The sequence below is a fragment of the Pseudoduganella sp. jia 12 genome (assembly GCF_055502675.1).
On record NZ_JBUXKP010000003.1, the window covers coordinates 56308 to 82723 of the forward strand.

Sequence of the window (26416 nt, forward strand, 5' to 3'; positions counted from 1 at the left end):
CGTTCGATGCGCATGGCCCGATTGGCGGGCACGTAGTGGAAATGTCGGGGCATGTCGTCCTCGTCAGGGTTGCGCGGCATCGGGGCTGCGTGAAGCGGGAGCGGACAGTCCCGCGGGGGATTTCGACTGGTAGCGGTCGTATGCCTTCTGCATGTAGGCGGTCGCCCGCCGCACGCCGGCCTGTTCGAGCCGCTTGATGTACAGGTCGAAGTTTTCCATCGGCTCGCGGCCCGTGATGAAGCGCGTCGTCATCTCGGCGATGTAGAGCTTCAGGTCGCTCATGATGGCGTTGAACTTGCGCGAATCCGCCGGGTCGACTTCCAGCGCCGGCAGCAGCAGGTCCGGCGACGCGCCGGCCCAGATGGCCACGGCCTCGCGCTGCTCGGGCATCGTGTAGAACTGCTGCAGGTAGTTCGCGTCCTGCACCAGCGGGGCGCTCTGCACGCGCGCATGCACGTAGATCGCCTCGGCCACCGACAGTTTCGGGTGGCGCATCACCCGGTCCGTATAGCGCGGCCGGCCATCGACCATCGTGTAGCTGAGCCCTTCTCGGCCATAGGACAGCACCCTGCCGCCCTCCTTCGAGTAGCCATAGTCGAGGTAGCGGACGGTTTCCACCACGTGCCGGTTCTGGCTGCTGACGGCGGCGCCCAGGCCGGAATAGAGCTGCCCCGCCTCGGGCCACGTCAGGAAATGCCGGCCGCCGCTCCCCGGGCCGCTGGGATACGGCACGGCCACGAGGCGAAAACCCGGGAAGCGCTGCCGGTTCATGCTGGTGAAGCGGGCCAGCCCGCCGCCATTGAACCCCGCATATGCGCCCACCAGGTTGTTGGTCATGCGCGCATCGAACTGGCGCTCGGTCTGCGACACGTAATCCGGATCGATCAGCCCTTCCGCATACCAGCGGCGCATCGTGGTGAGGAATTCGCGGTAGGCCGGTTCGGCGGGACTGTAGCGCACCCGGCCATCCTTGCGGAAGAATTCCGGGGCAAGCCCGAAGCCGCCGAGAAAGACCCACATGGGCGCCGGCAGCCCCGGCACGGCGCGGTCGCCGTTGATCGTCAGCACGGAGAACGGGATTTCGTCAGGCTTGCCGTTGCCGTTGGGGTCGCGCGTGCGGAAGGCCTTCAGCACCCGGTACCAGTCGTCGATGCTTTCCGGCGCGGCCAGGCCCAGCTTCGCCAGCCAGTCGGCGCGGATCTGCGGCCCCCAGACATTGCGCACTTCCGGGTCCAGCCGCAGCATCGGGAAGGCGTAGATGCGGCCGTCGGCCGTCGACACCTGGCGGAACACTTCGGGATTTGCATCCAGCAGCGCCTGGAAGTTCGGCGCATGGCGCCGGATCAGGTCATTGAGCGGGATGATGACGCCGTCGCGCAAGGCCTTCTCGGAACCGCCCGGATAGCCGAACCAGTCCGCCTCGATGACGTCCGGGTACTTGCCGGAGACGGCCAGCAGGTTGAAGCGTTCCTTTTCCGCGCCGAGCGGCGGGTGTTCGAAGCGCACGCGGATACCGGTGCGCTCGGCCAGCACCTGGTAGGCCGTCTGCTCGGCATAGCTGTTCATCGACACGGCCGCCTTGGCGTTGAAGTTGACGAACCACGTCAGCGTCAGCGGCGCCTGCACGATCGGCAGGGCCGGCGCATCGGGTGCGGCCATCGCCGCGAACGGCATCGCCAGCAATGCCAGGGACAACGCATTAGATAACGTTAACATTCTCAGGTCCGGAAAAATCGCCTTCATTCCTTGATTCCTCCCACCAGCACGCCCTTGGCGAAGAAGCGCTGCAGGAACGGGTAGACGGCCAGCACCGGCAGCGTGGCCACGATCACGGTGGCGTACTTGATCGTGGTACTGAGCGCCTCGCGGCCCGCTGCTTCGCCCGTCATCATCGAGTCCGTGCTGCTGGACACGAGGATCTCGCGCAGCACCAGCTGCAGCGGGAACAGCTCGCGGTCGGACAGGTAGATCATCGAATAGAAGTAGCCGTTCCAGTGCGCCACCGCGTAGAACATGGCCACCACGGCCAGCGTGGGCATGCACAGCGGCACGTAGACCTGGGTGAGGATGGTGACATCGCCGGCACCGTCGATGCGGGCCGCCTCCTCGTAGTCCTTCGGTACCGCGTTGAACGCCGAGCGCAGGATGATGAGGTTCCAGGCGCTGACGGCGAACGGCAGGATCACGGCCCAGCGGCTGTCCAGCAGCCCCAGGTCGCGCACCAGCAGGTAGTTCGGCACCAGGCCGCCGGTGAAGAACATCGTGAAGATGATCATCAGCATCACGGGCTTTTCCAGCATCAGGCGGCGCCGCGACAGCGCATACGCGCCGCAGCAGGTGAGCACGAGGTTCAGCGCCGTGCCGCCCACCACGATGACGAGCGTATTGAAAAAACCGCTGCGCACCATCGGGTTTTGCCACACGCGTTCGAACGCCTCGAACGACAGGCCTTGCGGCAGCAGCATCAGGCCCTGGTGCGCCGCCAGTGCCAGCGGGTCGCTGAGCGAGGCGATCAGCACATACCAGAACGGGTAGAAGGTGATGAAGCACAGCAGCGACAGCACGGTGACGTTGGCCGTGTCGAACGCTGCGCCGGCCCAGCCCTGGCGCGGGCGCCAGGCGCGCAGGCCCAGGCGTGGCGCCGGCAGCGCGGCCATGTCGGAGATCGTGGGGGTTTGCATGGCGTCTCCTACCAGATGCTGTTGCCGGTCAGCTTGCGGCTGAGGCGGTTGGCGGCCGCGAGCAGCAGCAGTGCCACCGCGGAATTGCACAGGCCGACGGCGGCCGCATAGCTGTAGTTCGCATCGAGGATGCCGTGCCGGTACACGTAGGTGGAGATCACGTCCGCCGTTTCATACGTGCCCGGGTTGTACAGCAGGATCACCTTCTCGAAGCCCACGGTCATCAGCTGGCCGAGCCGCAGCACCAGCAGCGTGCTGACGATGGGCAGCAGGCCGGGCAGCGTGACGTGGACCATGCGCTGCCAGCGGTTCGCGCCGTCGATGCGGGCCGCCTCGTACAGCGAGGGATTGATGGCCGACAGCGTGGCCAGATAGATGATCGAGCCCCACCCCACGCTCTGCCAGATCTCGGAACCGACGAACAGCGTGCGGAACCATGACGGGTCGTTGATCAGCGGATCGGGCGTGCCGCCCAGCGCCACGGCCATCTGCGTGAGGATGCCGTCGCGCGCGGCGAAGTCGAGCAGCATGCCCGCGACGACGACGACGGAAATGAAGTGCGGCAGGTACGTGATGGTCTGCACGAGGCGGCGGAACCGCTCGCTCGTCAGCTCGTTCAGCAGCAGCGCCAGGATGATCGGGGCGGGAAAGCCGAACAGCACGTCGTAGATGTTCAGCAGCAGCGTGTTGACGATCAGGCGTTCCACGAACAGGCCATTGAAGAACTGGCTGAACCACTCCAGCCCGACCCACTCGCTGCCGGCAATGCCGGCGGCCGGGTTGAAATCCTTGAATGCGATCAGCGTGCCGTACATCGGCACGTAATGGAACACGGCGAAGTACGCCACGACCGGCAGCAGCATCAGGTAGGCGACGCGGTTGCGCGCCAGGTCGCGGCCGAGGCGGCGCAGGTACGGGACCGGCGGACGGACGGCAGGAATGGCTGGGGCCGTCATGCTCAGGCCTTTCCGGCCGGGCGCTTGCGCGTGGCGCGCGCGGCGGCTGCCGGCTTCGCGGTCGCTGGTTTCGTGGTCGCTGGTTTCGTGGTCGCTGGTTTCGTGGTCGCTGGTTTCGCGGTCGCTGCTTTCGTGGTCGCTGGTTTCGGGACCGCTGGTTTCGCGGCGCCGCCGCCGGAGCGCCGTGGCGCGGTGGCACGGTCCGGCGCGGCATCGGCGCGGACCGGCGCCCTGGCGGTGGAATCGCGCAGCACCAGCTCGGACGGGAACTCGACACGCTGCTGTTCGCCGCCGCTGCCAGCGATACGCAGCAGCAGTTCGCGCACGGCCGCGTCGCTGATGGCGGCCAGCGGCTGGCGCACCGTCGTCAGCGCCGGATGCACCTGGGCCGCGGCGGGAATGTCGTCGAAGCCGATCACGGAAACGTCCTGCGGCATCCGCAGGCCGCAGGCGCGCACGGCGTCGATGGCGCCGAACGCCATCTCGTCGTTGGCCGCGAAGATCGCCGTCGGCGCGTTCTCCGCCGTCAGCAGCGCGGATGCGGCCTCATAGCCGGAACGCCGCCCGAAGTCGCCTGCCGCGACCAGTTTCGGGTCCACGTCGATGCCGGCGCTCCGCAGTGCGGATTCGTAGCCGTGCTGGCGCTCCTGGCTCTGGCCGGTGAACGCCGAACCGGTGATGAAACCGATCCGGCGGTGCCCCAGCTGCAGCAGGTGGCGCGTGGCCGCGGCGGCGGCATCGCTGTTGCCGCCGCGGACGACGGGCAAGTCGGTTGGTCGCCAGTAATTGACCAGCACCACGGGCAGTCCGCGCTGCTCGAGCTGGCGCAGGTGCGTGTCGCTGATGCGGGGCAGGATCAGCAGCAGGCCGTCGCACAGGCCCTGCAGCATGTGGCCCAGGCCGCGGCTGGGCGCGTTGTCCGTGTCGCTGATCGAGTTGTAGATCACCAGGTCCATCTCGAGCTTGCGCACGGCGACGCTGACGGCACCGATGATCTCGTTGATCACGGCCGACTGCAGGTCGTTGACGAGGATGCCGATCACGTTGGTGCGGCTGCCCTTCATCATCTTGGCCGACAGGTTGGGCGAATAGCCCAGTTCCGCCGCGATCGCCCGCACCTTCGCGCGGGTCTTGGCGGCAACCGACCCTTCGTCGTTCAGCGCGCGCGACACGGTCATGACCGAGACGCCCGCTTTCTCGGCGATCGTGATCAGGGTTACGGGAAGATTTTTCATGGTCTGCATCATGTCCAGGGTTGATAACGTTAACGTTACCATTTTCGATCCGGCATAGGAAGCTATTTTTGCATCGGAAGTTATTCCGTCATGAATGTCATGTCACGCCGGCGCCGGGTCGCTGGTGCCGTCGAAACCGGTCTCGATGCGGCCCGCGAAACGCCACACGGCGCCGTCGCATTCCACCTGGGCGTCATACCAGGGCCCGGGCAGCGCGATGCGTTCGGTGCCGCCCGCGGCCACGCGCAGCAGGCGCGGCGCCGGGTCGCCATAGGCCAGCAGCGTCACCGCTGCATCGTGCACATCCTCGTGCACACCCTCGCGCACGCCCTCGCCGCCGTGCAACTCGAGCACGAGGCGGTTTCCTTCAGTGACGGCACGCACCGCGATGCCCGGCCTGCCGCTGCCGCGCAGGCCGCGATGGAAACCGTTCGGGCCGAGGATCCACAGGTCATACGCACCGGGCACCACGGCGCGTTCCCCGGCCGGTGCTGTCAAGCGGTCGACGAGCTCCCTGCCCGCTTCCACCGTGTAGCGGCGCGGCACGCGGCCCAGGCGCAGCCGGTCGTAAACGTGAAACACCGCGCCGGCCGTGCCGCTGTTGACGAAGGTGAGCGCCACGCCATCGCCGCCCGGCCCGGTCGGGACTTCCAGCCGCGCTTCGAGTTTGTATGGCAGCGCGCGCGACGGCCGCGTGCCCGCCTCCTGCCGGGGCGCGGACTGCGCCCGTTCGGCCGGCACGTCGATGGCGGGCGTGGCACGCTGGCGCGCCCGCTCGGCGTCGGCCTGCGCCATGCCATAGGCGGGCAGGCGCGGCGTGGCGGCATCCGGCGAGGCAAAGTCGAAGCAGCTCGAGAGGTCGCCGCAGACGGCCCGGCGCCAGGCGCTGATGTTCGGTTCCACGACGCCGAAGCGGCGCTCGAGGAAGCGCAGCACGGACGTGTGGTCGAACACCTGCGAATTCACCCAGCCGCCCTTGCTCCACGGCGACATGACGACCATCGGCACGCGCGGCCCCAGGCCATACAGCAGGCCGTCGCGATGGCATTCGTCCGCGAAGTCGACGGTGGACCTGCCCGACCGGCTGCCGTCGCCCAGCAGCGCGGGCGGCGCCGGCGGCGGCACGTGATCGAAGAAGGCATCGTTCTCGTCGTACATCTGCAGGAACACGGTGCCGCTCCACACCTCGGGATCGGCCAGCAGCGCCTCGAGCACCTGCAGCGTGTAGGCGCCACCCTGCACCGGCGTCGACGGCCCCGGATGCTCCGAATACAGGCGCGGGGCAATCACCCAACTCACCTGCGGCAGGCGGCCGTTCACCACATCCTCTCGCAGGCCGTCCAGCGTGGCATTGCCCAGGGTGCTGCTGACGCCCTTGTCCGCCAGCGGGTTCGGTCGCGCGGCGTGGGCTTCCCGGAAACTGCGGAACGTCGTCAGCATGTTGCAGTCGTAGTTGTCCGCCATGTCCGTATAGACCTTCCAGCTGACGCCGGCCTTTTCCAGCCGCTCGGGGTACGTGGTCCACGTAAAACCCTGCCCGGGCGGCCCGAAGCCTTCCATGCGGTTGTCGATCGCCGGGCCACCGTGCCGGCCCGAGGGGTCGTTGGTGCCAGTCATCAGGAACAGCCGGTTCGGATTCGTGCCACCCTGCAGCGAGCAGTGGTAGGCATCGCACAGCGTAAACGCGTCGGCCAGCGCGAACTGGATCGGCAGGTCGGCGCGGGCGTAGTACGCCATCGAAGCATCGGTCTTTGCGCGCGGCCACGCATCGATGCGGCCATCGCTCCACGCCGCCTGCGCATCGGGCCAGGTGTGCGGCAGGTCCAGCGCCGGCTGGGCATTGCCGGTGCCCGCATCGAGCCGGTACGGCATGACGATGCGCCGGCCATTGTGCTGCTGCCAGACGCTGCGACCATTGCGCACGGGGATCGTCATGCGGTCGCCGAAGCCGCGCACGCCGGCCAGCGTGCCGAAATAATGGTCGAACGAGCGGTTTTCCTGCATCAGGATGACGACGTGGCGCACGTCGTCGAGCGTGCCGGTGCCGCGGCGCGCCGGCACGGCCAGCGCTTCGCGCAGCAGTGGCGGCATGGCGCCGAGCACGCCGGCGGCGGCCGTGGTGCCCAGGAAGCGGCGGCGGGAAAGTCGGGTCATGCATCCTCCGTGACGGTGGGTGGGAGCCACCCGGCGCTCCCGCGACGGGGATCGAAGCGGGAGCGTTAACGTTATCATTACTCGCGGGCGGCATGCAACGAAATCCTGTTGCAACGACATGGACGACGCGCGGCGCCCGGACGCCAAGCGGTCCGCCGATGATAGCCCGGGTTTTTTACCGGAATACGACATTACCGGATATGAAATCACCGAACATGCAATGCAGCGGCGATCCACGTCACTCCGCCAGGCTCTCCGCCGCATAGGCAATGCCCAGCTCATCATAGATGGCATACGTGGCCGCCAGCAGGTTTTCCAGCTCGGGCGAACGGTCGCCGTTGCGCACGCTGAACAGGATCGGCGACAGCACATGCTGGTCCGCGAGGCGGCGGTACACGACATTGCGGTGGTGCATCGCCTGCACGCTCTCGGGGACGATCGCGATGCCCTGCCCGGCCGCCACGAGACCCATCGCGATCTGCAGTTCGCGCACTTCGGTGACCATGGCCGGCGTCACGTTCGCCTGCGCGAAGATGGCCAGCACCTGGTCGGCGAAACTGGGCCGCGGGGCCTTCGGATAGACGAGCAGCGTGTCGTGCGCCAGTTCCGTGAGGCGCAGGCGTTCTTCGCGGCTGGAAAAGCGATGATCCGGCGGCAGCGCCACCACCAGCGGCTCCTCGCGCAGCACGATGCGGCGGATGCTGGGATCCTCGCTCTTGAGCCGGCCGAAGCCCACGTCGATGCGCCCTTCCTTCAGCGCCGCCAGCTGCTCCACCGTCGTCATCTCGTGCAATGTCACCTCCACCTGCGGATACAGCTCACGGTAGCGCCGCATGATGTCGGGCAGCTCGCCATACAGGGTGGAGGCAACGAAGCCCACCGACAGCCTGCGTTCCAGCTTGCCCACGCGTTGCGTCATCGTGTGCAGGTCGCGCACCTGGTCGAGCACCTGCCTGGCGTGCACGAGGAAGAACGCGCCGGCCTCGGTCAGCCGGAGCGGGCGCGACCCTTTTTCAACGAGCGCCACCTCCAGCATTTCCTCGAGCTGCTGGATCTGGCGGCTCAGCGGCGGCTGGGCGATGTGCAGGCGCTCGGCCGCGCGCCGGTAGTTGCGCTCCTCGGCCAGCGCGACGAAGTAACGCAGGTGCCTTAGTTCCATTCGATACCTCCAAAGTATCTTGATGATACCAATTCGGTGTTGGACTGGATGACTCGCGGGGAATATCGTATGTCCAACCCTGCTCAAGATACGGAATACATATGATTGAATCGATCGAGACGATCCTGGCCGACGTGCCGACCATCCGGCCGCACAAGCTCTCCGTCGCCACGATGAACACGCAGACGCTGGTGCTCGTGCGCATTCGCTGCGGCGACGGCATCACGGGCTGGGGCGAAGCCACCACCATCGGGGGCCTGAGCTACGGCGAGGAAAGCCCGGAAAGCATCAAGACCAATATCGACACGTACATGGCTCCCCTGCTCGTGGGCATGGACGCCGGCGGCGTCGCGAAGGCGATGGCGAAGCTGCGCAAGGCCATCCAGGGCAACCGCTTCGCCAAGTGCGCCATCGAAACCGCGCTGCTGGATGCGCAGGCGCGCCGCCTGGGCGTGCCGCTGTCCGACCTGCTGGGGGGACGCGTGCGCGACGCTCTTCCTGTTGCGTGGACATTGGCCAGCGGCGACACCGCAAAGGATATCGACGAGGCCGAGCACATGCTCGAACTGCGCCGCCACAACATCTTCAAGCTGAAGATCGGCCTGCGCGAGCCGATGGCGGACGTGGCCCATGTGCTGGCGATCAAGCGCGCCCTCGGCGACCGGGCCAGCGTTCGGGTGGACGTCAACCAGGCATGGAACGAAACGGACGCGGTGCGCGCGATCGCGGCGCTGGAAGCGGGCGGCGTCGACCTCGTCGAGCAACCGGTCAAGGCGCATGACAACGCCGCGATGGCGCGGCTGACCAAGCGCTTCGACGTGGCGATCATGGCCGACGAAGCGCTGCACGGTCCGCACGATGCGATGGCGCTGGCCCGTGGCGATACCGCCGGCGTGTTCGCCGTCAAGATCACGCAATCCGGCGGCCTGCTGCCCGCACTGGAAGTGGCCACGGTGGCCCGGCTGGCCGGCATCGGCCTGTATGGCGGCACGATGCTCGAAGGCGGCATCGGCACCGCCGCCACCGCGCACGTGTGCGCCACGTTCCCGGAACTGGCATGGGGCACCGAACTGTTCGGCCCCCTGCTGCTGACGCAGGAAGTGCTGCGCGAACCGCTCGTCTACCGCGATTTCCAGCTGCAGGTGCCCACGGGTCCAGGCCTGGGCGTGGAAATCGATACCGACCGGCTGCAGTCGCTGCGCCGCCACTGACGACAAGGAGAGAGACATGCTTTTCCATGTACGCATGAACGTGAACCTGCCGGCCGCGATGCCGGCCGACCAGGCCATGCAACTGAAGGCCGACGAAAAGGCGCTGGCGCAGCGCCTGCAGGACCAGGGCAAGTGGCGCCACCTGTGGCGCATCGCGGGCCAGTACGCCAATATCAGCGTGTTCGATGTCGACAGCGTGGACGAACTGCACACGCTGCTCACGTCGCTGCCGCTGTTCCCCTACATGCAGATCGACGTGATGCCGCTGTGCCGGCATCCTTCGTCGATCCGCGACAACGATTCGTAAGCCATCCACAAAAGCGCAAGATCAAAGGAGACAACCATGAACCACGCAGCAATCGAAACCCTCGTCAACCAGTGGGTGGTGCAAGCCGCCGACCGCCCCGCCGACCCGCGCGTGCAGCAGGTGGTGGTGCGCCTGCTGGGCGACCTGTGCAAGGCCATCGAAGACCTCGACGTCACGCCGAGCGAATTCTGGAGTGGCGTCTCGTACCTGTCCGCCGCCGGTGCGGCGAACGAACTGGGCCTGCTGGCCGCGGGCCTGGGCCTCGAGCACTTCCTCGACCTGCGCGCCGAGGAAGCGGAAGCGAAGGCGGGCCTGGAAGGCGGTACGCCGCGCACCATCGAGGGGCCGCTGTACGTGGCGGGCGCGCCGGAAACCGTGGGCTTTGCGCGCCTCGACGACGGCACCGAGAGCGACCGCGCCGAACCGCTCGTCATGCAGGGCACCGTGTACGACGACGACGGCAAGCCGATGCCCGGCGCGAAGGTGGAAGTCTGGCATGCGAACCTGCTGGGCAATTACTCGTTCTTCGACCGCACGCAGTCCGACTTCAACCTGCGCCGCACGATCGTCGCCGACGACCAGGGCCGCTACCGCTTCCAGTCCATTATCCCGGTCGGTTACGGCTGCCCGCCGGACGGCACCACGCAGCAGCTGCTCGACCTGCTGGGCCGCCACGGCCAGCGCCCCGCGCACATCCACTTCTTCGTCAGCGCCCCCGGCCACCGCAAGCTGACCACGCAGATCAACATCGAGGGCGACGATTACCTGTGGGACGATTTCGCGTTCGCGACGCGCGAAGGCCTGGTGCCGCCGATCACGCGCGTCGCCGATCCGGCCCGCATCGACGCACAGCGGCTCGACAGGCCGTTCGCCTCGATCGACTTCGATTTCCACATGAAGCGCGAGAGCGCGGCGGCGCCGGCCAGCGAAGTCGAACGCCCGCGCGCCGCGGCCTGAGAGGCCCGCATGCCTTTCCTGGACCTGGATGGCGCCCGGCTGCATTACCGCGTCGACGGCAACCCCGCCAATCCCTGCGTGGTACTGTGTAATTCGCTGGGGACGGACCTGTCGATGTGGGATGCGCAGGCCGCCGCGCTGGCCCCGGATCATTTCGTGGTGCGCCATGACACGCGCGGTCACGGATCGTCCACGGCCGGCGATGGCGCGCCGGACATCGCCCGCCTCGGCCGCGACGTGCTGGCGCTGCTCGACCACCTGGACATCGAACGTGCCGCGTTCTGCGGCATCTCGATGGGCGGCATGGTCGGCCAGTGGCTCGGCATCCATGCGGGCGGGCGCCTGACGCACCTCGTGCTGGCCAATACGGCGGCCCGCATCGGCACCCCGGACGGCTGGCTGGCACGCGCAAGCCTCGTGCGCGGGGAAGGCCTGGCGGGCGTCGCGGATGGCGCCGCGGCACGCTGGTTCACGCCAGGCTTCGCTGCACGGGAGCCCGCCACGGTGGCCCGCCTCACGGCCACCCTGCGCGCACAGGACCCGCGAGGCTATGCCGCGTGCTGCGAGGCGCTGGCCGTGGCGGACCTGCGCGCGCAGGCCGCCGATATCCGCGTGCCGACGCTCGTCATCGCCGGCGAGCACGACCCCGTGACCACGGTCGCCGACGGCGCATGGCTGCGCGAGCACATACCGGGCGCCGTGCTCGCCACGCTGCCCGCGTCGCACATCTCGAACATCGAAGCCGACGTCGCCTTCACGGCCGCGCTGCGCAAGTTCCTCGATCGCCGCAACGAAACCGCCCCATCGCCACGGGACGACGCACCGTGAACAGCCGTCGGCGCACCATGATCGTCATGGTCGCCGGCCGGCGGTTCCGCCTTCACAACGGGTTATACTGAATAAACAATAAAACAACGCTTCGATGGAATGGGCATGCTATTTGCTGAGCATGCCTTATTTTTCGTGACATAACTTCACCCAGCTTAGCAAGCCAGGAGACAAGATGGCGTTCCACGACAAGGCGCTGGCGGCGCTTTACAGCAAACCCCTGTTCCGCTCGGATACCAGGGCCGAGGCCCACGACCTGGTAGCGAGCGAATTCGCCGAACACACGCTGCACTGGCGCCCCGGCACGCCGGACGCGGCGATGCACAAGTCGGTGCTCGACGACATCAGCGTGTACATGCTGCGCTACGGCCCCGAGGTCGAAGTACGCGCCCATCCCTTCGACGATTTCGTGCTGGTCCATACGTCGCTGCACGGCGGCATGGAGATCGATTGCGACGGCCGCAAGCTGTGGATACGGGAAGGACGCAGCGCCGTGCTCGCGCCCAGGAAGAACCTGCAGCTGCGGTGGAGTCCGCGCAATCGCCAGATGATCGTCAAGGTGCCGCGCCGCCTGCTCGACAGCGCGGCAACCCGTGCCGGCATCGGCGCGGTGGCAGCGGAACCGGGCTTCCTGCTGCCGCAGGTGCTCGACGAGCAATGGAAGCTGCTGGTGCAGACCACGCTGGCCAGCGCCGACCAGGTGTCGCCCCAGCGGCAATGGACGTCCCACCTCGAGCAGACGATCGCCGCGTTCATCGTGCTGCACAAGCCGGCGCAGGAAACCGCGCCGGCGCCTGGCATCGCACCAGGGCACGCCTTGGACGCCCACGCAGCTGCAGGTGCGGGCGCCATCGATGCGATCGCCAGCTATATCGACCGGCACCTGGGCGGCCCGATCTCGCTGCAGGACCTGACATTGGCCACGGGCCTGGGCATCCGCACCGTCAACGCGCTGTGCCAGCGGCATTTCGGCATGACGCCGATGGAGGTGGTGCGCAACAAGCGGCTCGACGCCGTGCACAGCCGGCTGCTCGTCGATCCGCACGCATCCGTGACCGAGACGGCGATGAACTTCGGTTTCGGGCATCTGGGCCGCTTCTCCGCCTATTACGAAGCGCGCTTCAAGGAACTGCCGCGGCAGACGCAGCGCGCCTGCCGGCGCAACTGACCGGCCGCGGCGGGCCGGCCATGATCACATCCTGGACATCGGCACGGAGGGATCGCCCAGCGCCTCGGCGGTGACGGGTGTGCCGCGCTGGATCAGGCGCTGCGCGAAGCGCAGATCGCGGGCGGCGTTGATGCCCACCGCGGCGACCAGGCGGCTGTCGCGCAGGTGGAACAGCAGCCCGTTGCCGCCGGCGGGATCGCCCCGCACCACCACGCTGTCATGCCCGGCCGGCACGCCGACAAGCTGGATGTGCCAGTCGAACTGGTGGGACCAGAACCACGGCAGCGGATCGTATCGCACCGGCAGCCCGAGTGCCGATTCGGCCGCGGCGATGCCCTGCTCCTGCGCGTTCTGCCACGATTCGAGCCGCAGCGAACGCCCATACCAGCTGTTGGGCGCCACGGCCAGGTCGCCGGCGGCGAAGATGCGCGGGTCGCTCGTGCGGCACGCCGCATCGACGATTACGCCGCCATCGCACGCGAGGCCCGCGGCACGCGCCAGGCCATCGTTCGGCACCAGGCCGATGCCGGCGACGACCACGTCGGCTTCGATCGCCGTGCCGTCACCGAGGTGCAGCAGGGCGGAACCGTCCCCGGCCCAGTGCAGCCGTTCCAGCGATGCGTCCAGGCGCACATCGACACCCTGCCGCACGTGCAGGCCATGCAGGATCGCCGACATCCCGGGCGTCACGCTGCGTTCGCACAGCCGTGTGGCCGCCTCCACGAGCGTGACACTGGCGCCCTTCTTCACCGCGCTGGCCGCCACTTCCAGACCGATCCAGCCGCCACCGATCACCGCCATCCGCAAGCCCGGCCGCAGCGACGCGCCCAGCCGGGCGGCATCGTCCAGCGTGCGCAGCAGGTGGACATGGCCCGCGCCGTCCTGGGGAAGCGGCCGGGCAACGCCGCCGGTGCAGAGTATGAGCTTGTCGTAGGGGACCTGGGCAGCGTTGTCGAGTTCGACGATACGGCGTTCGCGGTCGATGCGCCGTGCCGCCACGCCGCCGATCCATTCGATGCGCAGTTTGTCGATGTCCTGCATCGACAGCAGCCGCGCCGACTCGGGCAGGGCCTCGCCCAGCAGGATCGCCTTCGACAGCGGCGGGCGTTCGTACGGCAGGTGCGGCTCGGCGCCCACCAGCACGATCCGGCCGGCGTGGCCCTTGTCACGCAATGTCCGCGCGGCCCAGGCGCCCGCCTGGCCGCCGCCGATGACAACGATGGTTTCCATGGTGCCGGTCATCGCCGCTCCTTCAGGCCAGCGCCTCGGCGCCGGCCACGTCGACTTCGACGCGCCCGGCGACGATCCGGATCGGATACGTGCGCACGGGTACCGTGCACGGCGCCTTGCGCGGCGCGCCGGTGCGGATGTCGAACAGGCCCTGGTGCAGCGGGCATTCGACACAACCGTCCTCGATGAAGCCTTCGGACAGCGGCACCCGCTCGTGGGTGCACAGGTCGTGCAGTGCGAACAGCTCGTCGCCGAGCCGGAAGACGGCGACCGGTTCGCCCGCCGCCATCACGGCGCGCGGTTCGTCTTCATTGAAATCGTCGGGGGTGCCGACATCGTGCCAGGTACTCATGGTGCTTCTCCTAGATCGGGGTGGCCAGCAGGGTCTGGACGCGCGAGGTGTCGTACACGACCCGTTTTTCACGGAACAGCCAGCGGCCGTCCTGCTTCACGATGCGGTCGCGATAGATGCCGGCCTGGTACACGACGGACTCCCCTGCCGCGCCGGTGTTGACCACGATGTAGCTCGATACCGTCACGATTTCATCGTCCGTGGCCGATTCGACGACGATGCCGCCGAGCGCATGCCGGTAGCTGTGCGCCTCGTAGATATTGGCGTGCCGCAGCGCCATGATCCGGTCGCGCATCATGCGCTGGTTGCGGCAGTGGAGGATCGGGGCCGGCAGGCCGCGGTCCTCGTTTTCCTTCGAGATGATCGTGTAGAGGCCATCTTCGGTGAAGTAGCGGGGCCAGTCCTCCAGGCGGCCGCTGTCGATCGCGTGGACATAGTTGTTCTGCAGCTGGCACACCTCCAGCCACAAGCGCAGTTGATCCGTCATCTCAGTACCCCATCGCTTGTTGGTAGCCCGCCCAGAACCGGCGGATCAGGTTTTCCGTGATGTTGCTGTTCGTCTGGTCCGGGGCGTCGAGGCCCATGCCCATGAACGATGTCTTGTCGCCGTCGCGCACCGTGCCGCGCTGTACCAGCTCGGTCGCTTCCGTGTCTTCCATCGAGATGTAGCCGGCCGGCCCGACCAGGTTCGCCTGCAGCAGGCGCAGCTCGCGCAGCTCCGGCGTGTCGTCCTCGTAGCCGAAGAAGTGGAATACGAGCTCGAAGTTCGACGGCCCCTTCGGCAGCAGCTGGCGCGCCACCAGCGTGTTGTGGATCTGCTGGATCACGAGCTGCGGAAAGATCGGCTGGATCTGGTTCGTGCAGTTTTCCTCGTATTCCGGGATCTGCCCCAGCACATAGGGATCTTCCAGCGCGAAACCGTCCTGCATCGAGCGGATCTTCTGGTCCGTGTAGGCCGAAGCGGTATTGGTGTCCACATTCGGCTTTGTCACCGTGATCAGGCTGTGCAGGCCGTGGGCGGCATCGGGGATCGACCGCGCGCTCATGCCCACGCGGAAGATGTTGAACGTGGTGTGGAACAGGTGCAGCAGGCTGGCGTGGTACGGGTCCTTGACGTTCTCGAAGTACAGCTTCCAGTTCGACTTCGAATATTGCCTCGTACAGCCCAGGTACACGATCGGCTTGTGGAACACGCGGTCCACCCACGGCAGCATCTGCGGTCCCAGGTAGTCCTCGATGTCGGGCGTATCGTCGCTGAAGGTGGCGAACAGCAGGCCCTTGTACTCGGCGACCCGCAGCTTCTGCAGGCCGTGCTGCGCGGGATCGAAGGCCTTGGCCATGCCGACCAGCATGATGTCGCCCTGCTTCTGCCCGCGCCGGAACGGCACGCCCTGCAGGTCGCCTTCGCAGTTGTAGTTCCACTGGTGGTACACGCAGGTGTGCGATGCCGCATTGCCGTGCTTTTCACGGCAGACGATCGCGCCGCGGTGGGCGCAGCGGTTGACCCAGCAGGCATAGCCGCTGGCGGTGCGCGTCACCACGACCGGCGTATCGCCGACGAACGTGCTCTTGAAGTCGTTCAGGTTCGGGATCTCGCAGGCCAGCGCCACGAAGCTCCAGTGCGGGCCGCGGTAGATCCGCTCCTGCTCCCGGTCATACACTTCCTGCGAGCTGAAGACCGCGTAGGGCACGCGGGAGCCGTCCGGCTGGGGAAAGAACACATCGCGATTCGCGGCCTGGGTGCCGCTGGCGGTGCTGGGGGTTTCGGTCATCGTCATCTCCGTTCCTGGTTCCACAATGTGAACGCAGTCTAGCGAGCGACACCGGCCCGGACTATCCGGTTCCTGCACCCGGCCGGCGAAAAATCATCCGTTCCGATGCGCGGCAGGAAGGGACGGCCGAAACGCACCGGCACCTGCCAGAAACGACCAAAAACACCGGCACATGCGGCCAGATACGGATAGTCGCGGCGGGCGCACTTCGGTAGGATTGGCGTGCAATCACAGCACCCGTCGCGGGATCCGGGCATCGACGCCATGGCGGGGTTACCCATGCAGACAAAGGCTCACACGGCCATGACAATCAACGGGACAAGCATGCGACATATCGATCTGAACGGCCTGGCCGACAATGCACGGTTCAACAAATTCCACCTGGGCGTGCTGCTATGGTGCAGCGTCATCATCATCTGCGACGGCTACGACCTGGCCGTGTCGGGCATCGCCCTGCCGTCGATCATGAAGGAGATGGGGGTGAATGCCACCAGTGCCGGCTTCATGGTCAGTTCGGCGCTGTTCGGCATGATGTTCGGGAACGTGCTGCTGGGGACCATCGCCGATCGCATCGGCCGGCGCTGGGCGATCACGCTGTGCGTGGTGCTCTTCAGCGTGTTCACGGCGGCCGCCGGCCTGGCAAGCGACCCGGTCACGTTCAGCATCGCCCGGTTCCTGGCGGGCCTGGGCATCGGCGGCGTGATGCCCAACGTGATCGCGCACATGACCGAATACTCGCCGAAGCGCATCCGCGCCACGATGGTCACGCTGATGTTCAGCGGCTATTCAGTGGGCGGCATGCTGGCCGCATTGCTGGGCAAGGGCCTGATCGAGAGCTATGGCTGGCAATCCGTCTTCCTGGCGGCCGCCGCGCCCGTGCTGCTGCTGCCGTTCCTGCTGGCGTCGCTGCCGGAATCGATGGCGTTCCTGGCCAAGCGCGGCCGCACCGCCGAGCTGCAGGCCATCGCGGCGCGCATGGAGCCCTCGTACGTGCCGCAAGCCGGCGACCAGCTGGAGCTACCGGGCAGCGCCCGCGGCAGTGCCCCGCTCAGCGCGCTGTTCGCGCAGGGCCGCGGCATGAGCACGCTGATGTTCTGGCTCACGTGCTTCATGACGCTGTTCATGGTGTATGCGCTGAGTTCCTGGCTGACGAAGCTGATGGCCAGCGCCGGCTACGGGCTCGGCTCCGCGCTCACGTTCGTCCTCGTCCTCAATGCCGGCGCCATCGCCGGCGCGATCGGCGGCGGCGCGCTGGCGGACAGGCTGCCGATCAAGCGCGTGCTGGTTGGCATGTACCTGCTGGCCGCCGTGGCGATCACGCTGCTCGGCTTCAGGCTGCCGACGGAAGCGCTGTACATCGTCGTCGCGCTGGCGGGCGCCACCACCATTGGCACGCAGATCGTCATCTGCGCGTATTGCGGCCAGTACTACCCGATGGCGATCCGCTCGACCGGCGTGGGCTTCATGCTGGGCTTCGCCCGCATCGGCGCGATCTCGGCGCCGATCGTCATCGGCCTGCTCGTGGGCATGGAACTGCCGCTGCAGTACAACTTCGTGGCGATCGCCCTGCCCTCGCTGCTGGCCGCCGTCACCGTGTCGCTGATCGACAACCGGCGCTCGGCCATGGCGGATACGGCGGTCGGCGGTATCGGGATGGAAGCAGCGACCGGCACGGTGCCGGCGGGCGTGGGCGCCAGGGGCGCAGCGAGCTGACCGGCTGACCGGCTGACCGGCTGACCGGCTGACCGGCTGACCGGCTGACGAGCAGCTTGCACTGCACGTCTGGAATTGGCACAATGTCCAATTCCAGACAAACCGTCTCATCAATATGCCGTTATCCACTTATCTCGATGTCGCTCCGCAACTTGCCGAGCGCGTCTACATTCACGAAACGGCCCAGGTGATCGGTAACGTGCGCGTCGGTGCCGACAGCTCGGTGTGGTGCAATGCCGTGCTACGCGGCGACGTCAACGACATCGTCATCGGACGTTGTTCCAACATCCAGGATTTCTCGATGGGCCATGTCTCGCACCGGCCCCCCGGGAAACCGCAGGGTTCGCCCCTGCACATCGGCGATTACGTTACCGTGGGCCACTCGGTGATCCTGCATGGCTGCCGCATCGGTAACGAATGCCTGGTCGGCATGGGCAGTATCGTGATGGACGACGTGATCGTTCAAGATCGGACCATGATCGGTGCCGGCAGCCTCGTCCCGCCTGGCAAGACGCTGCAGAGTGGTTTCCTCTATGTAGGCCGGCCGGTCAGGAAAGTGCGCGCCCTGACCGACGAGGAAATCGCCTGGCTGCGCTATTCGGCCGAGCACTACGTGCGGGTCAAGGACAACTACCTGCAAGGCCGGCCGTGAACGCGATACACGGTATGCAGGAAATGACGCTCCGCCCAGCGATATCAGCGGCTCCTGGTACTGGCTGGCGTGTCTTTGACCGGTATTGACATACACGTGTTGACTAGAACGAATAAAGTTAGTCGGAACCGGAAGCCGTAAGTCTTTGATTCGTGTGGACCTGGCACCGCTCCGACAGTTGGTCGGGCCGTGTCCGATTCGGCAGAGCTGCGCGGCGCTGACAATAAAGTTGGTCGGTAACGGCTGCTTTCACCGCAGAGCGGACGTTAGTGAGCATGCTGAATTGCGCACGCAGCTCTTTATTGGGTCCTTTAAAGTAGCCGGGCTGGCTCGACATTGTCATGGCCGAACTGCTTGCAGCCACATGACAGTTAGAATCCCGGCCACTGCACGATGACCACTTGGGGAGCCAGCTCGCTCGCGCTGTTCACACCGCGACGCGCGAGCAGCCAGCGAATTGCTCAAGTGCGATTCGACAAGACGGCCCGAAATGTGACTTCAACCAGCTGTGCAGGAAACGCGAGGCGCGAAACGCCAATCAGATTGCTCGCGCACTGCGGCTGCTCGACCCCATACATTTCTTTCCTGACTTTGCCACCAGCAGTGAAGGCGGCATCGACATCGAGAACATAGAGCGTTTCTTCCACGACGTCTTCAAGGGTAGCGCCGTAGCGGGCGAGCAAAGCTATCGCATTGACATAGGTCTGGCGCAATTGCGCTTCCATCTGCGAGAAATCGACTGGCTTCCCGTTGGTGTCGACCTCCGCCGGCGCTATCAGCTGGCCTTCGCCATCATGGCTTAACTGTCCAGAGATATAGATCGTGTCCTTCACCTGGACGGCCTGCACATAACCAAAGAGCTTTTCCCAAGCAACGCCGAGATTTTCGACTTTTTTTTCAACTGACATTTTTCTCTCTTTCAAGGTCTCAGATAAATAATAGGAATGGCAGGGGACTGCCAATAATTGGTATCTGGAGGATAACCCTTGCTCTGCCTGCTACGCTTCTCTCGTATGGCAGCGATTGGCTCCCCTGATCGGGGCCTGATGATCGTTGCTACGGTATCCAACTGACCTCCAGCTTTGGTCGGTGACGGGCGGGCCCGTCATCAACGGGTAACACCTATCAACGAAACGTCAGTCCAGGTTGGGTTCGACACGCTGTCCAATCACTCGCTCGATTTCCAGCGCTGCCCTGAGTAATGAAAAATCGTGACCCGGTTGCGCAATAACGGTTACACCGAACGGATTGCCGGACCTGTCAGCTCCAACCGGGATTGCTACGACTGGCGCGCCCGCTTTGCCGCTGCACTTGGCTGCGGCCGTCATGGGCGACAACAGTACGTCCGCGCGCCCGGCAATCAGCGCTGAACGAATGCCAGCGTGCAGACTCAAGGCGATATCGCGTCTTCGGTCATCGATGTATTGTGGCGATAGGACGCCGGTCGAAGCATTCGCCGCTTCAAGGAGTGACTGGCCGTAAGGTATTGCCTCTGGGTGCTCACGATTCCAGGCGATGATGTCTGCCATTGATGACATGCCGCATGGCACCAGCGCCTGCAGCATAGCGTCGAGGCTTGCTTTGAACTCGGTACGGAACACGCATGAGCGCACTTCGGCAAGTTGCTCGGCGCTTGGAAAATCGCATGGATCGACGATGACGGCGCCTGCTGCCGCCAGCATGCGGAGGACATCTTCGAACGCAGGTTCGCTATCCTCGTTCAATATCTTGTCGGCCACGAAGCGGCGCGGCACACCAATGCGAAGACCGTGCAGCGTACCGCCTTGGCTCGCAGTCAAATGTGAACCCAAGGTCGCCGTGTCATTCATATCCGGGCCTTGCAGCAATTCGAAGATGAGAGCCGCATCATCGACGTTGAGTGTCAAAGGGCCAGGTGAATCCTGGCTAGGCACCAAGGGAATGATGCCATGCCGGCTCACGGATCCCACTGATGGTTTGAAGCCAACGATCGAGCTCGAAATTGCAGGGGCCTGGATCGAATTCTGTGTTTCGGAACCGATAGCGAAGGCGCAAAGCCTTGCCGCGACTGCTGCCGCGGAGCCCACGCTGGACCCTTGACCCCGGCCGAACTGCAAGTCCAAGGGGTGCCGAACGACGCCGCCTACGCCGCTGAATTCGGCGGGCATCGTATCGGAGACGAAGTCCGCAAACTCGGTGAGATGGGTCTTCCCGAGAAGCACGGCGCCGGCGTCGTGCAACCGTTGTACAACGGTTGCTTCGTACGGCGGTATGAAGTGTTCAAGTGCCTTTGATCCCGCGGAAGCATAGGTGCCGTCGGCGGTAAAAAAGTTATCCTTGATAAGGTAGGGTACGCCGTGAAGCGGGCCACGCGAGAGGTTCGCTGCGAGCTCGGCATCGGCACGCTGGGCAGCAGCAAGAGCCAAAGGCGAAATGCTGCGTACACAGTTGAGTCCGCCCTCGCCACAGCTCAAACGTTCGATACGTGCCATGTACCAGTTCGTGGCTTCGGTTGAGGTGATTTTGCCCGCAGCTATCGCTTCGCCGATAGACCGTGCTGTGCCCGACTGAAGGATTTCGGAGATGGATGACATATTCGGAGATGAGTAGATTATGAGTTTTTCAGCAGGCGTATGTATAAGAGAGGCCGACGCCGTGTCACCATGTGGGCCAAGTTTCATTGGCTATCAGCCGGGCAGAAAATCGACATTTGCAGAAATCAATCCACGCTGCCATGCTATGACCACGGCCTCAGTACGGGCTTTGGCGTTGAGCTTTGTCATCACCCCTTGATATGGTTTTTCACTCCCTACACCAATATCGAGTTCCCTCGCGATTACTTTGTTGCAGTAACCGTTGCCCAGAAGTTGGAAGACGTCCGATTCCCGGAGCGTCAATGATGTGCCTGTCACTCAGGCGGCAATGGGAATGCGAGGTAGTCGGCGACGATAACGCTGACGTTTGCAGGTATCGTCGGGCTGCTTCGGCTAGCCACGACCGCAAAATTCGGCGACGGTCCAAGGATGGCGAATACTCCCGCAGCCATGATCTGGTCGATAGGCGTCACGCTAATCAGGGGGCGTTCAGATGGCATGGCATCTCGGCTTAAAAAAATCCCATAATGAGGCACCACCCCTGCCGAAGGAACACCAGTTGGGCTGAGTTCCTGCTAGTTCAGAAATGTCACAAAGAGGTACCCGATATGGGGTAACGATCCTGAAGAAATGACCCTTCGGACTCTCTGGAGCTATGGGTTTGGTCAAGTCTTGGAAGAATGCATGGCGCGCCGGAAAGCGATTGCCACAACATGCGTTCGGTCGCGTGCCTCCAGTTTGAACAGAACAGCGCGCATATTCAACTTGACGGTCTCCTCCGAAATACTGCGCTAGCCCACCGGTCTGCGGAGAAAACTGAGGCACGCGTGGAAGAGCGCGAACGCAGAGGCCGCAGCCTGCATGACAATCTCCTGCAGGGAGTTCAGGGGTTGATTCTCAGCTGTCACGCAATCCTCATGCGTATGCCCACGGGCACACCAGAAGAAAGACAGCCAGGCCAGGCGCTGGCCAGCGCCGATATGATGATCGAGGGAATCCCGTGACGAGGTAATGGCAAGTCGTGGTGGGCCGCTGCCGCGCCAAGACCTTGGCGCGACGTTTCGGTTACACTGCGCGCGTTACTGATCAGGTCGTACATGTTCCCAACCCTTCGCGTATTCGTTAAGTCCCTCGCCGCTGCAGCACTCGTCTGTCACCTGGCGACAACCATCGCGGCGCCGGCCGAGCCGGCAGCGAAACAGCCTGTTATCGCGATGCAGCACACCAGCTGGACGGCCAGAGATGGTGCGCCGACTGGAATCCTGGCTATCGCACAAACGCCAGACGGATGGCTTTGGATCGGCGGTGCCGCAGGCCTGTTTCGCTTCGACGGAGCCCGTTTCGAAAGGGCACGAGACATCGGCATGGAGCTGCTGTCGTCGAGCATTACAGACGTGGGCGTGCTGCCGGACGGCACGCTCTGGCTCGCCTACAAGTACGGTGGCGTCAGCCTAGTGGCCAATGGCCGCATGCGCCACTTCCGGGTCGGCGAACATGGCACTCCCGCAGGTGCGAGTTCCGGTCTCGGGCAGGATGGCGCAGGCCGGCTCTGGCTGGGCACGTCCGGCGGTGGTCTGCGAGAAATGGGCGCCGATGGCGTGTGGCGCAAGCCGGCGGCGGTGATGGCGGCACCTGGCGGGGCCGTCCAGGCGATGCTGCGCGGTCGCGACGGAATATTCTGGGTGCGCACCAGTGAGGGCGTATTTTCGCTGCCGAAGGGTGCTAACCGCTTCGAGCGCAAGCTTGATGTCACGGGCACAGGCATACTGGCGGAGCACCCGGACGGAAGTATCTGGACGTCCGACCTGATGCGCCCCGGCCTGCACCTGCTGGCGGGCGCACCGGGCACCGACCCGAAGACGTGGCAGATCGACGACCGCCTCAATGCCTTCCTCTTCGACCGCGCCGGAAACCTGTGGCAGCCGGATTACCGCGGCGTGTTGCGTCATTCCGCAACCCGCCAGGCGCCGCAGCAGCGCACCGATGCCGAACATGGGCTCTCCGGCCTGCATGGCTTTACCGTGTTCCAGGATCGCGAGGACAATATCTGGGTCGGCACCGAGAATGGCCTGGACCGATTCCGGGCGGCGCGCCTGAAGGCCGTTGATCTGCCGCGCTATACAGCCGGTGCCCGACCACTGGCGCCGCGCCTGGATGGGGGCGCGTGGGTCGACCGCTCAGCGCTGGCCAGCCCGGCTGCGGCGCCGGCACCATTTGCGCCGCCATCGTCGAACCTCGACTTGACAACCGCGCTGCATGCCGGCGCCGATGGCACGCTGTGGAGCGGTGGCATCGGCGGCCTGTGGAGAGTGCGCGGCGGAGAACGCGAAGCGGTGCCATTGCCGGCTGGACTCGCCGACTCGAAGCGGATCGCCATATTTTCGCTGGCCACCGATAGCAGCGGCGCGCTGTGGGCCAGCATGGGCCGCCGCGGCCTGTACACGCTGCGCGATGGCCGCTGGAGCGCGCATGGTGGCGTGGCAGGGCTGGCCGGCTTCGCTGTAACAGCGATGACCGCCGGTCCACGCGGGCGCATGTGGTTCGGCTCCACGGACGACCAGCTTGCGCTCCTGGAGCGCGGCAATGTGCGCAGATTCGGCCGTGCCGACGGACTGCGCACCGGCACGGTGCTGGCCATCCTGCCGGTCGCGGGCGGGGCGTGGATCGGTGGCGAAAACGGCCTCGCATGGTTCGATGGCCAGCGCTTCGCGTCGATCATGGGGCATGGCGGAGAACCGTTCACTGGCATCACCGGGCTCGTATTCGCGCGCGACGGCACTCTGTGGATGAATGGCGGCGCCGGCCTGTCCGCCATCGCGCCGCCGGAGCTGCAGCGCGCGGTCGCCGATCCGGCCCACCGGGTGCGCTTCGGGCGCCTCGATTACCGCGATGGCCTGGTCGGGACCGCCAGCTCCATCACGCCGCTGCCGTCGGCGATTCGCGCCAATGACGGAACGCTATGGTTCTCGACGATGGCGAGCGTGTTCGCATTCGACCCGGCGCGGCTGCCGCGCAATATGCTGGTGCCGCCGGTGTACGTTACCGCCCTGAAAACCGGCGGTAAAGCCTGGCCGGTGCGGGAGGGTATGCAATTGCCGCCGCACACAAGTGCGCTGGAGGTGAACTTCACGGCGCTGAGCTACCGTTCAGCCGAGCGCATGGGCTTTCGCTATCAGCTTGAAGGCGTCGACCAGGGCTGGCAAGAGGCTGATGGGCGCCGCGCGGCTCATTACACCAACCTGGCACCAGGACGCTACCGCTTCCGCGTGATCGCTTCGAACGACGATGGCGTGTGGAATGAAGAAGGCGCCGCGCTGTCGTTCGGGATCGAACCAAGCCTCACGCAAACGCTATGGTTCCGCATGCTGTGTACGCTCGGCGCTGCGGTGGCGCTATGGCTGCTGCACCGTATGCGACTGCGCCGCGTGGCCCGCGGCTTGGCAGCCCGTTTAAGCGAGCGCCATGCCGAGCGTGAGCGCATTGCCCGCGAACTTCACGATACGCTTCTACAGTCGATCCAGGGCCTAATCTTGAGGATGACTGCCGTCGTGCACAGGCTGCGCGACGGCGAGCGCGAGCCGCTCGAGGCAGCGCTGGACCAGGCCAATCGGGTGCTGGCCGAGGGCCGCGATCGAGTGGCCGGCCTGCGTGGCGAGGCTCTGCCGGCGGGGGGACTGGCGCAAGCCATCGCCACCCATGGTGAGCCGCTGGCACGCGACTATGGCGTGCGCTTTAGCGTGGTCACCGAAGGGGCAGCGATACCGCTCGATCAAACCATTGCCGAGGAGGCCCTGGCGATCGCGCGCGAGGCGGTGTGGAACGCTTTCGTCCATGCGCAGCCGCGCACAGTCACCGTCACGCTGTCCTACGCGGCGGCCGAGCTGAGCATTGCCATCGTGGACGACGGCCGCGGCATGCCGCGCGAAATCGTCGATGAGGGCGGGCGCTCCGGCCATTGGGGTATTCCCGGTATGCACGAACGGGCTGCGAAGGTTGGTGGCGCGCTTGCATTGGCGACGTCTGCGCAGGGCACAATTTGGACGCTGCGACTGCCTATCCGGACGGCAAGCCGCTACTCCACCATGGGTTTCTCGGATAGGCACTCGTTAGACTGAAGAAGTGCTAGGCAATGACTGCTTCTGGCCGAAACCGGCCAGAAGCAGGGCCACTGTACATGAGCATGCCTACTGCCACCATTGGGTTGGCGACTGGCAGAGACCCACTCCGACCAACATTATTCCGCCCCGACCAACTTTATTCGCTCTAGTCAGAGTTGCAGGTCTCAATTGGGGTATTCAGCGGGGAGGCGTGCCATCAATGCCGATCCGACGTGACAACGTTTGCCAAACAGGGCACGAGGGCCAGCAGGCCGGCGAGCATCCAGAAGGCGGCCGGCAATCCGGTGGCCTTGGCCACGAAGCCGATGCCGGCCGGGCCGGCCAGGATGCCCGCGTAGCCAGTCGTGGAGATGGCCGCGATGGCAAGCCCCGGCGGCATGGCCTTCTGCGCCGCGGCGCGCCGGAACAGCACGGGCACGATATTGGAGCACCCCAGGCCGATCAGCACGAAGCCCGCCAGCGCGATGGTACCCGTCGATGCGGTGAGCAGCACCACGAAGCCGGCCAGCGCGATGCCGCCGCCATACAGCATGGTCTTGTGATCGCCGATGCGGGCGGCGATGGCGTCGCCGGTCAGCCGGCCGGCGGTCATCGCCACCGAAAAGAAGATGTAGCCAAGGCCGCCCTGCGCCACGGGGAACAGGCCATTGTCGGTGATGAGCAGCGCGCTCCAGTCCAGCAGCGCGCCTTCGACGAGGAAGGTGATGCATGCCAGGGCGCCGATGACGAGCACCAGGCCGCGCGGCAGCACGAACAGCGGTCCCTCCTGCCGTTCGCCAGATCGCAGCAGCCGCGGCGTCGCCACGACCATGAGCACCACCATCAATGCGGCGCACAGCAACGTGCCTTGCAGGAGCTCGAACTGTTGCGACAGCAGGAAGGTCATGAAGGCCGCGCCGGAGAATCCGCCGATGCTGAACAGGGCGTGGAAACCCGACATGAGAGGCTTGCCGGCCGCACGTTCGACCTCGACGGCATGCAGGTTCATCGCCACGTCCAGCGCGCCCAGCGTCGCCCCGAAGGCGGCAAGGTTGAGGCCAAGCGCGAACGTGGTGTCGGACAGCGGCAGCAGCACCAGCGATGCCGCGAAACCGAAGCCGCTGCCGACGATGACCGGCTTGCTGCCGAAACGCGCCGAGAGCGGCCCGGTCACCGCCATCGCGCCGATGGAACCCGTGCCGATGCAGAGAAACAGCAGGCCAAGCACGTGTTCGTCGATCCCGAGACTGGCCTTGGTAAAGGGCACGAGCGGCGCCCAGCATGAATAGCCGAAGCCGGCAACGAGGAACAACAGGCGTGTCGCGAGGCGGCTGGCGGGGCTGTCGGCGGAAGGCAGGTGCATGGTGTGAA

22 protein-coding genes are annotated in these 26416 nt (G+C 65.7%); 8 read left to right on the forward strand and 14 right to left on the reverse strand.

The window, feature by feature from the left end; genetic code table 11:
- Positions 1–63: 63 nt before the first annotated feature.
- The 6 genes from ACY65G_RS06330 to ACY65G_RS06355 all read right to left on the reverse strand — a co-directional run bounded on the left by ACY65G_RS06330 (position 64) and on the right by ACY65G_RS06355 (position 8185).
- The gene (locus ACY65G_RS06330; RefSeq protein WP_464996517.1) at positions 64–1716 is read right to left on the reverse strand and encodes a type 2 periplasmic-binding domain-containing protein; all 1653 of its coding nucleotides are present in this window, start codon (positions 1714–1716) and stop codon (positions 64–66) included.
- A gap of 23 nt (positions 1717–1739) precedes the next feature.
- A complete protein-coding gene (locus tag ACY65G_RS06335) occupies positions 1740–2681 on the reverse strand; it encodes a carbohydrate ABC transporter permease (RefSeq protein WP_464996518.1) in 942 nt (313 codons plus the stop codon).
- 8 nt (positions 2682–2689) lie between these two features.
- Positions 2690–3637, reverse strand: coding sequence for an ABC transporter permease (locus tag ACY65G_RS06340; protein ID WP_464996519.1), 948 nt, complete (start codon positions 3635–3637; stop codon positions 2690–2692).
- 2 nt (positions 3638–3639) lie between these two features.
- Complete coding sequence (locus ACY65G_RS06345; RefSeq protein ID WP_464996520.1) at positions 3640–4872, reverse strand: LacI family DNA-binding transcriptional regulator; 1233 nt, start codon at positions 4870–4872, stop codon at positions 3640–3642.
- Positions 4873–4974: 102 nt separating this feature from the next.
- Positions 4975–7026, reverse strand: coding sequence for a phosphocholine-specific phospholipase C (locus tag ACY65G_RS06350; RefSeq protein WP_464996521.1), 2052 nt, complete (start codon positions 7024–7026; stop codon positions 4975–4977).
- A 238-nt stretch (positions 7027–7264) separates the two neighbouring features.
- Entirely contained in the window at positions 7265–8185 is a 921-nt protein-coding gene (locus ACY65G_RS06355) for a LysR family transcriptional regulator (protein ID WP_464996522.1), read from the reverse strand.
- A 101-nt stretch (positions 8186–8286) separates the two neighbouring features.
- Between ACY65G_RS06355 and ACY65G_RS06360 the strand changes: the two genes are divergently transcribed.
- The 5 genes from ACY65G_RS06360 to ACY65G_RS06380 all read left to right on the forward strand — a co-directional run bounded on the left by ACY65G_RS06360 (position 8287) and on the right by ACY65G_RS06380 (position 12656).
- A complete protein-coding gene (locus ACY65G_RS06360; protein WP_464996523.1) occupies positions 8287–9396 on the forward strand; it encodes a muconate/chloromuconate family cycloisomerase in 1110 nt (369 codons plus the stop codon).
- A 16-nt stretch (positions 9397–9412) separates the two neighbouring features.
- Positions 9413–9703 carry a muconolactone Delta-isomerase gene (catC, locus tag ACY65G_RS06365; RefSeq protein WP_464996524.1) on the forward strand — a complete coding sequence of 97 codons (291 nt, stop codon included), beginning with the start codon at positions 9413–9415 and terminating at the stop codon, positions 9701–9703.
- A 36-nt stretch (positions 9704–9739) separates the two neighbouring features.
- Positions 9740–10660 carry a catechol 1,2-dioxygenase gene (gene catA / locus ACY65G_RS06370; protein ID WP_464996525.1) on the forward strand — a complete coding sequence of 307 codons (921 nt, stop codon included), beginning with the start codon at positions 9740–9742 and terminating at the stop codon, positions 10658–10660.
- A gap of 9 nt (positions 10661–10669) precedes the next feature.
- Positions 10670–11488 (forward strand): 3-oxoadipate enol-lactonase, encoded by an 819-nt coding sequence (gene pcaD / locus ACY65G_RS06375; protein ID WP_464996526.1) that lies wholly within the window; start codon positions 10670–10672, stop codon positions 11486–11488.
- Positions 11489–11663: 175 nt separating this feature from the next.
- Positions 11664–12656 (forward strand): AraC family transcriptional regulator, encoded by a 993-nt coding sequence (locus tag ACY65G_RS06380; protein WP_464996527.1) that lies wholly within the window; start codon positions 11664–11666, stop codon positions 12654–12656.
- 24 nt (positions 12657–12680) lie between these two features.
- On the opposite strand, the gene ACY65G_RS06385 is transcribed toward ACY65G_RS06380, so the two are convergent.
- The 4 genes from ACY65G_RS06385 to andAc are packed head-to-tail and all read right to left on the reverse strand — an operon-like array spanning position 12681 to position 16016.
- Positions 12681–13898, reverse strand: coding sequence for an NAD(P)/FAD-dependent oxidoreductase (locus ACY65G_RS06385; RefSeq protein ID WP_464996528.1), 1218 nt, complete (start codon positions 13896–13898; stop codon positions 12681–12683).
- A 10-nt stretch (positions 13899–13908) separates the two neighbouring features.
- Positions 13909–14238 carry an anthranilate 1,2-dioxygenase ferredoxin subunit AndAb gene (gene andAb / locus ACY65G_RS06390; protein WP_464996529.1) on the reverse strand — a complete coding sequence of 110 codons (330 nt, stop codon included), beginning with the start codon at positions 14236–14238 and terminating at the stop codon, positions 13909–13911.
- 10 nt (positions 14239–14248) lie between these two features.
- Positions 14249–14725, reverse strand: a complete 477-nt coding sequence (gene andAd, locus ACY65G_RS06395; RefSeq protein ID WP_464996530.1) for an anthranilate 1,2-dioxygenase small subunit AndAd — start codon at positions 14723–14725, stop codon at positions 14249–14251.
- 1 nt (position 14726) lies between these two features.
- Positions 14727–16016 (reverse strand): anthranilate 1,2-dioxygenase large subunit AndAc, encoded by a 1290-nt coding sequence (gene andAc, locus ACY65G_RS06400; protein WP_464996531.1) that lies wholly within the window; start codon positions 16014–16016, stop codon positions 14727–14729.
- Between the two features lie 318 nt (positions 16017–16334).
- On the opposite strand from andAc, the gene ACY65G_RS06405 reads away from it, so the two are divergent.
- Both ACY65G_RS06405 and ACY65G_RS06410 read left to right on the forward strand, forming a co-directional pair.
- On the forward strand, positions 16335–17723 hold the full coding sequence (locus ACY65G_RS06405) for an MFS transporter (protein ID WP_464996532.1): 1389 nt from the start codon (positions 16335–16337) through the stop codon (positions 17721–17723).
- 115 nt (positions 17724–17838) lie between these two features.
- Positions 17839–18375 (forward strand): gamma carbonic anhydrase family protein, encoded by a 537-nt coding sequence (locus tag ACY65G_RS06410; RefSeq protein ID WP_464996533.1) that lies wholly within the window; start codon positions 17839–17841, stop codon positions 18373–18375.
- Positions 18376–18836: 461 nt separating this feature from the next.
- Here ACY65G_RS06410 and ACY65G_RS06415 read toward each other — a convergent pair whose 3' ends face one another.
- From ACY65G_RS06415 to ACY65G_RS06425, 3 genes are all read right to left on the reverse strand, one after another.
- Positions 18837–19283, reverse strand: a complete 447-nt coding sequence (locus tag ACY65G_RS06415; protein WP_464996534.1) for a Rid family hydrolase — start codon at positions 19281–19283, stop codon at positions 18837–18839.
- Between the two features lie 228 nt (positions 19284–19511).
- Positions 19512–20846, reverse strand: coding sequence for an amidase family protein (locus ACY65G_RS06420; RefSeq protein ID WP_464996535.1), 1335 nt, complete (start codon positions 20844–20846; stop codon positions 19512–19514).
- A 195-nt stretch (positions 20847–21041) separates the two neighbouring features.
- Entirely contained in the window at positions 21042–21251 is a 210-nt protein-coding gene (locus ACY65G_RS06425; protein WP_464996536.1) for a response regulator transcription factor, read from the reverse strand.
- Between the two features lie 794 nt (positions 21252–22045).
- On the opposite strand from ACY65G_RS06425, the gene ACY65G_RS06430 reads away from it, so the two are divergent.
- Complete coding sequence (locus ACY65G_RS06430) at positions 22046–25063, forward strand: sensor histidine kinase (protein WP_464996537.1); 3018 nt, start codon at positions 22046–22048, stop codon at positions 25061–25063.
- Positions 25064–25262: 199 nt separating this feature from the next.
- On the opposite strand, the gene ACY65G_RS06435 is transcribed toward ACY65G_RS06430, so the two are convergent.
- Positions 25263–26408 carry an MFS transporter gene (locus ACY65G_RS06435; RefSeq protein ID WP_464996538.1) on the reverse strand — a complete coding sequence of 382 codons (1146 nt, stop codon included), beginning with the start codon at positions 26406–26408 and terminating at the stop codon, positions 25263–25265.
- Positions 26409–26416 lie beyond the last annotated feature (8 nt).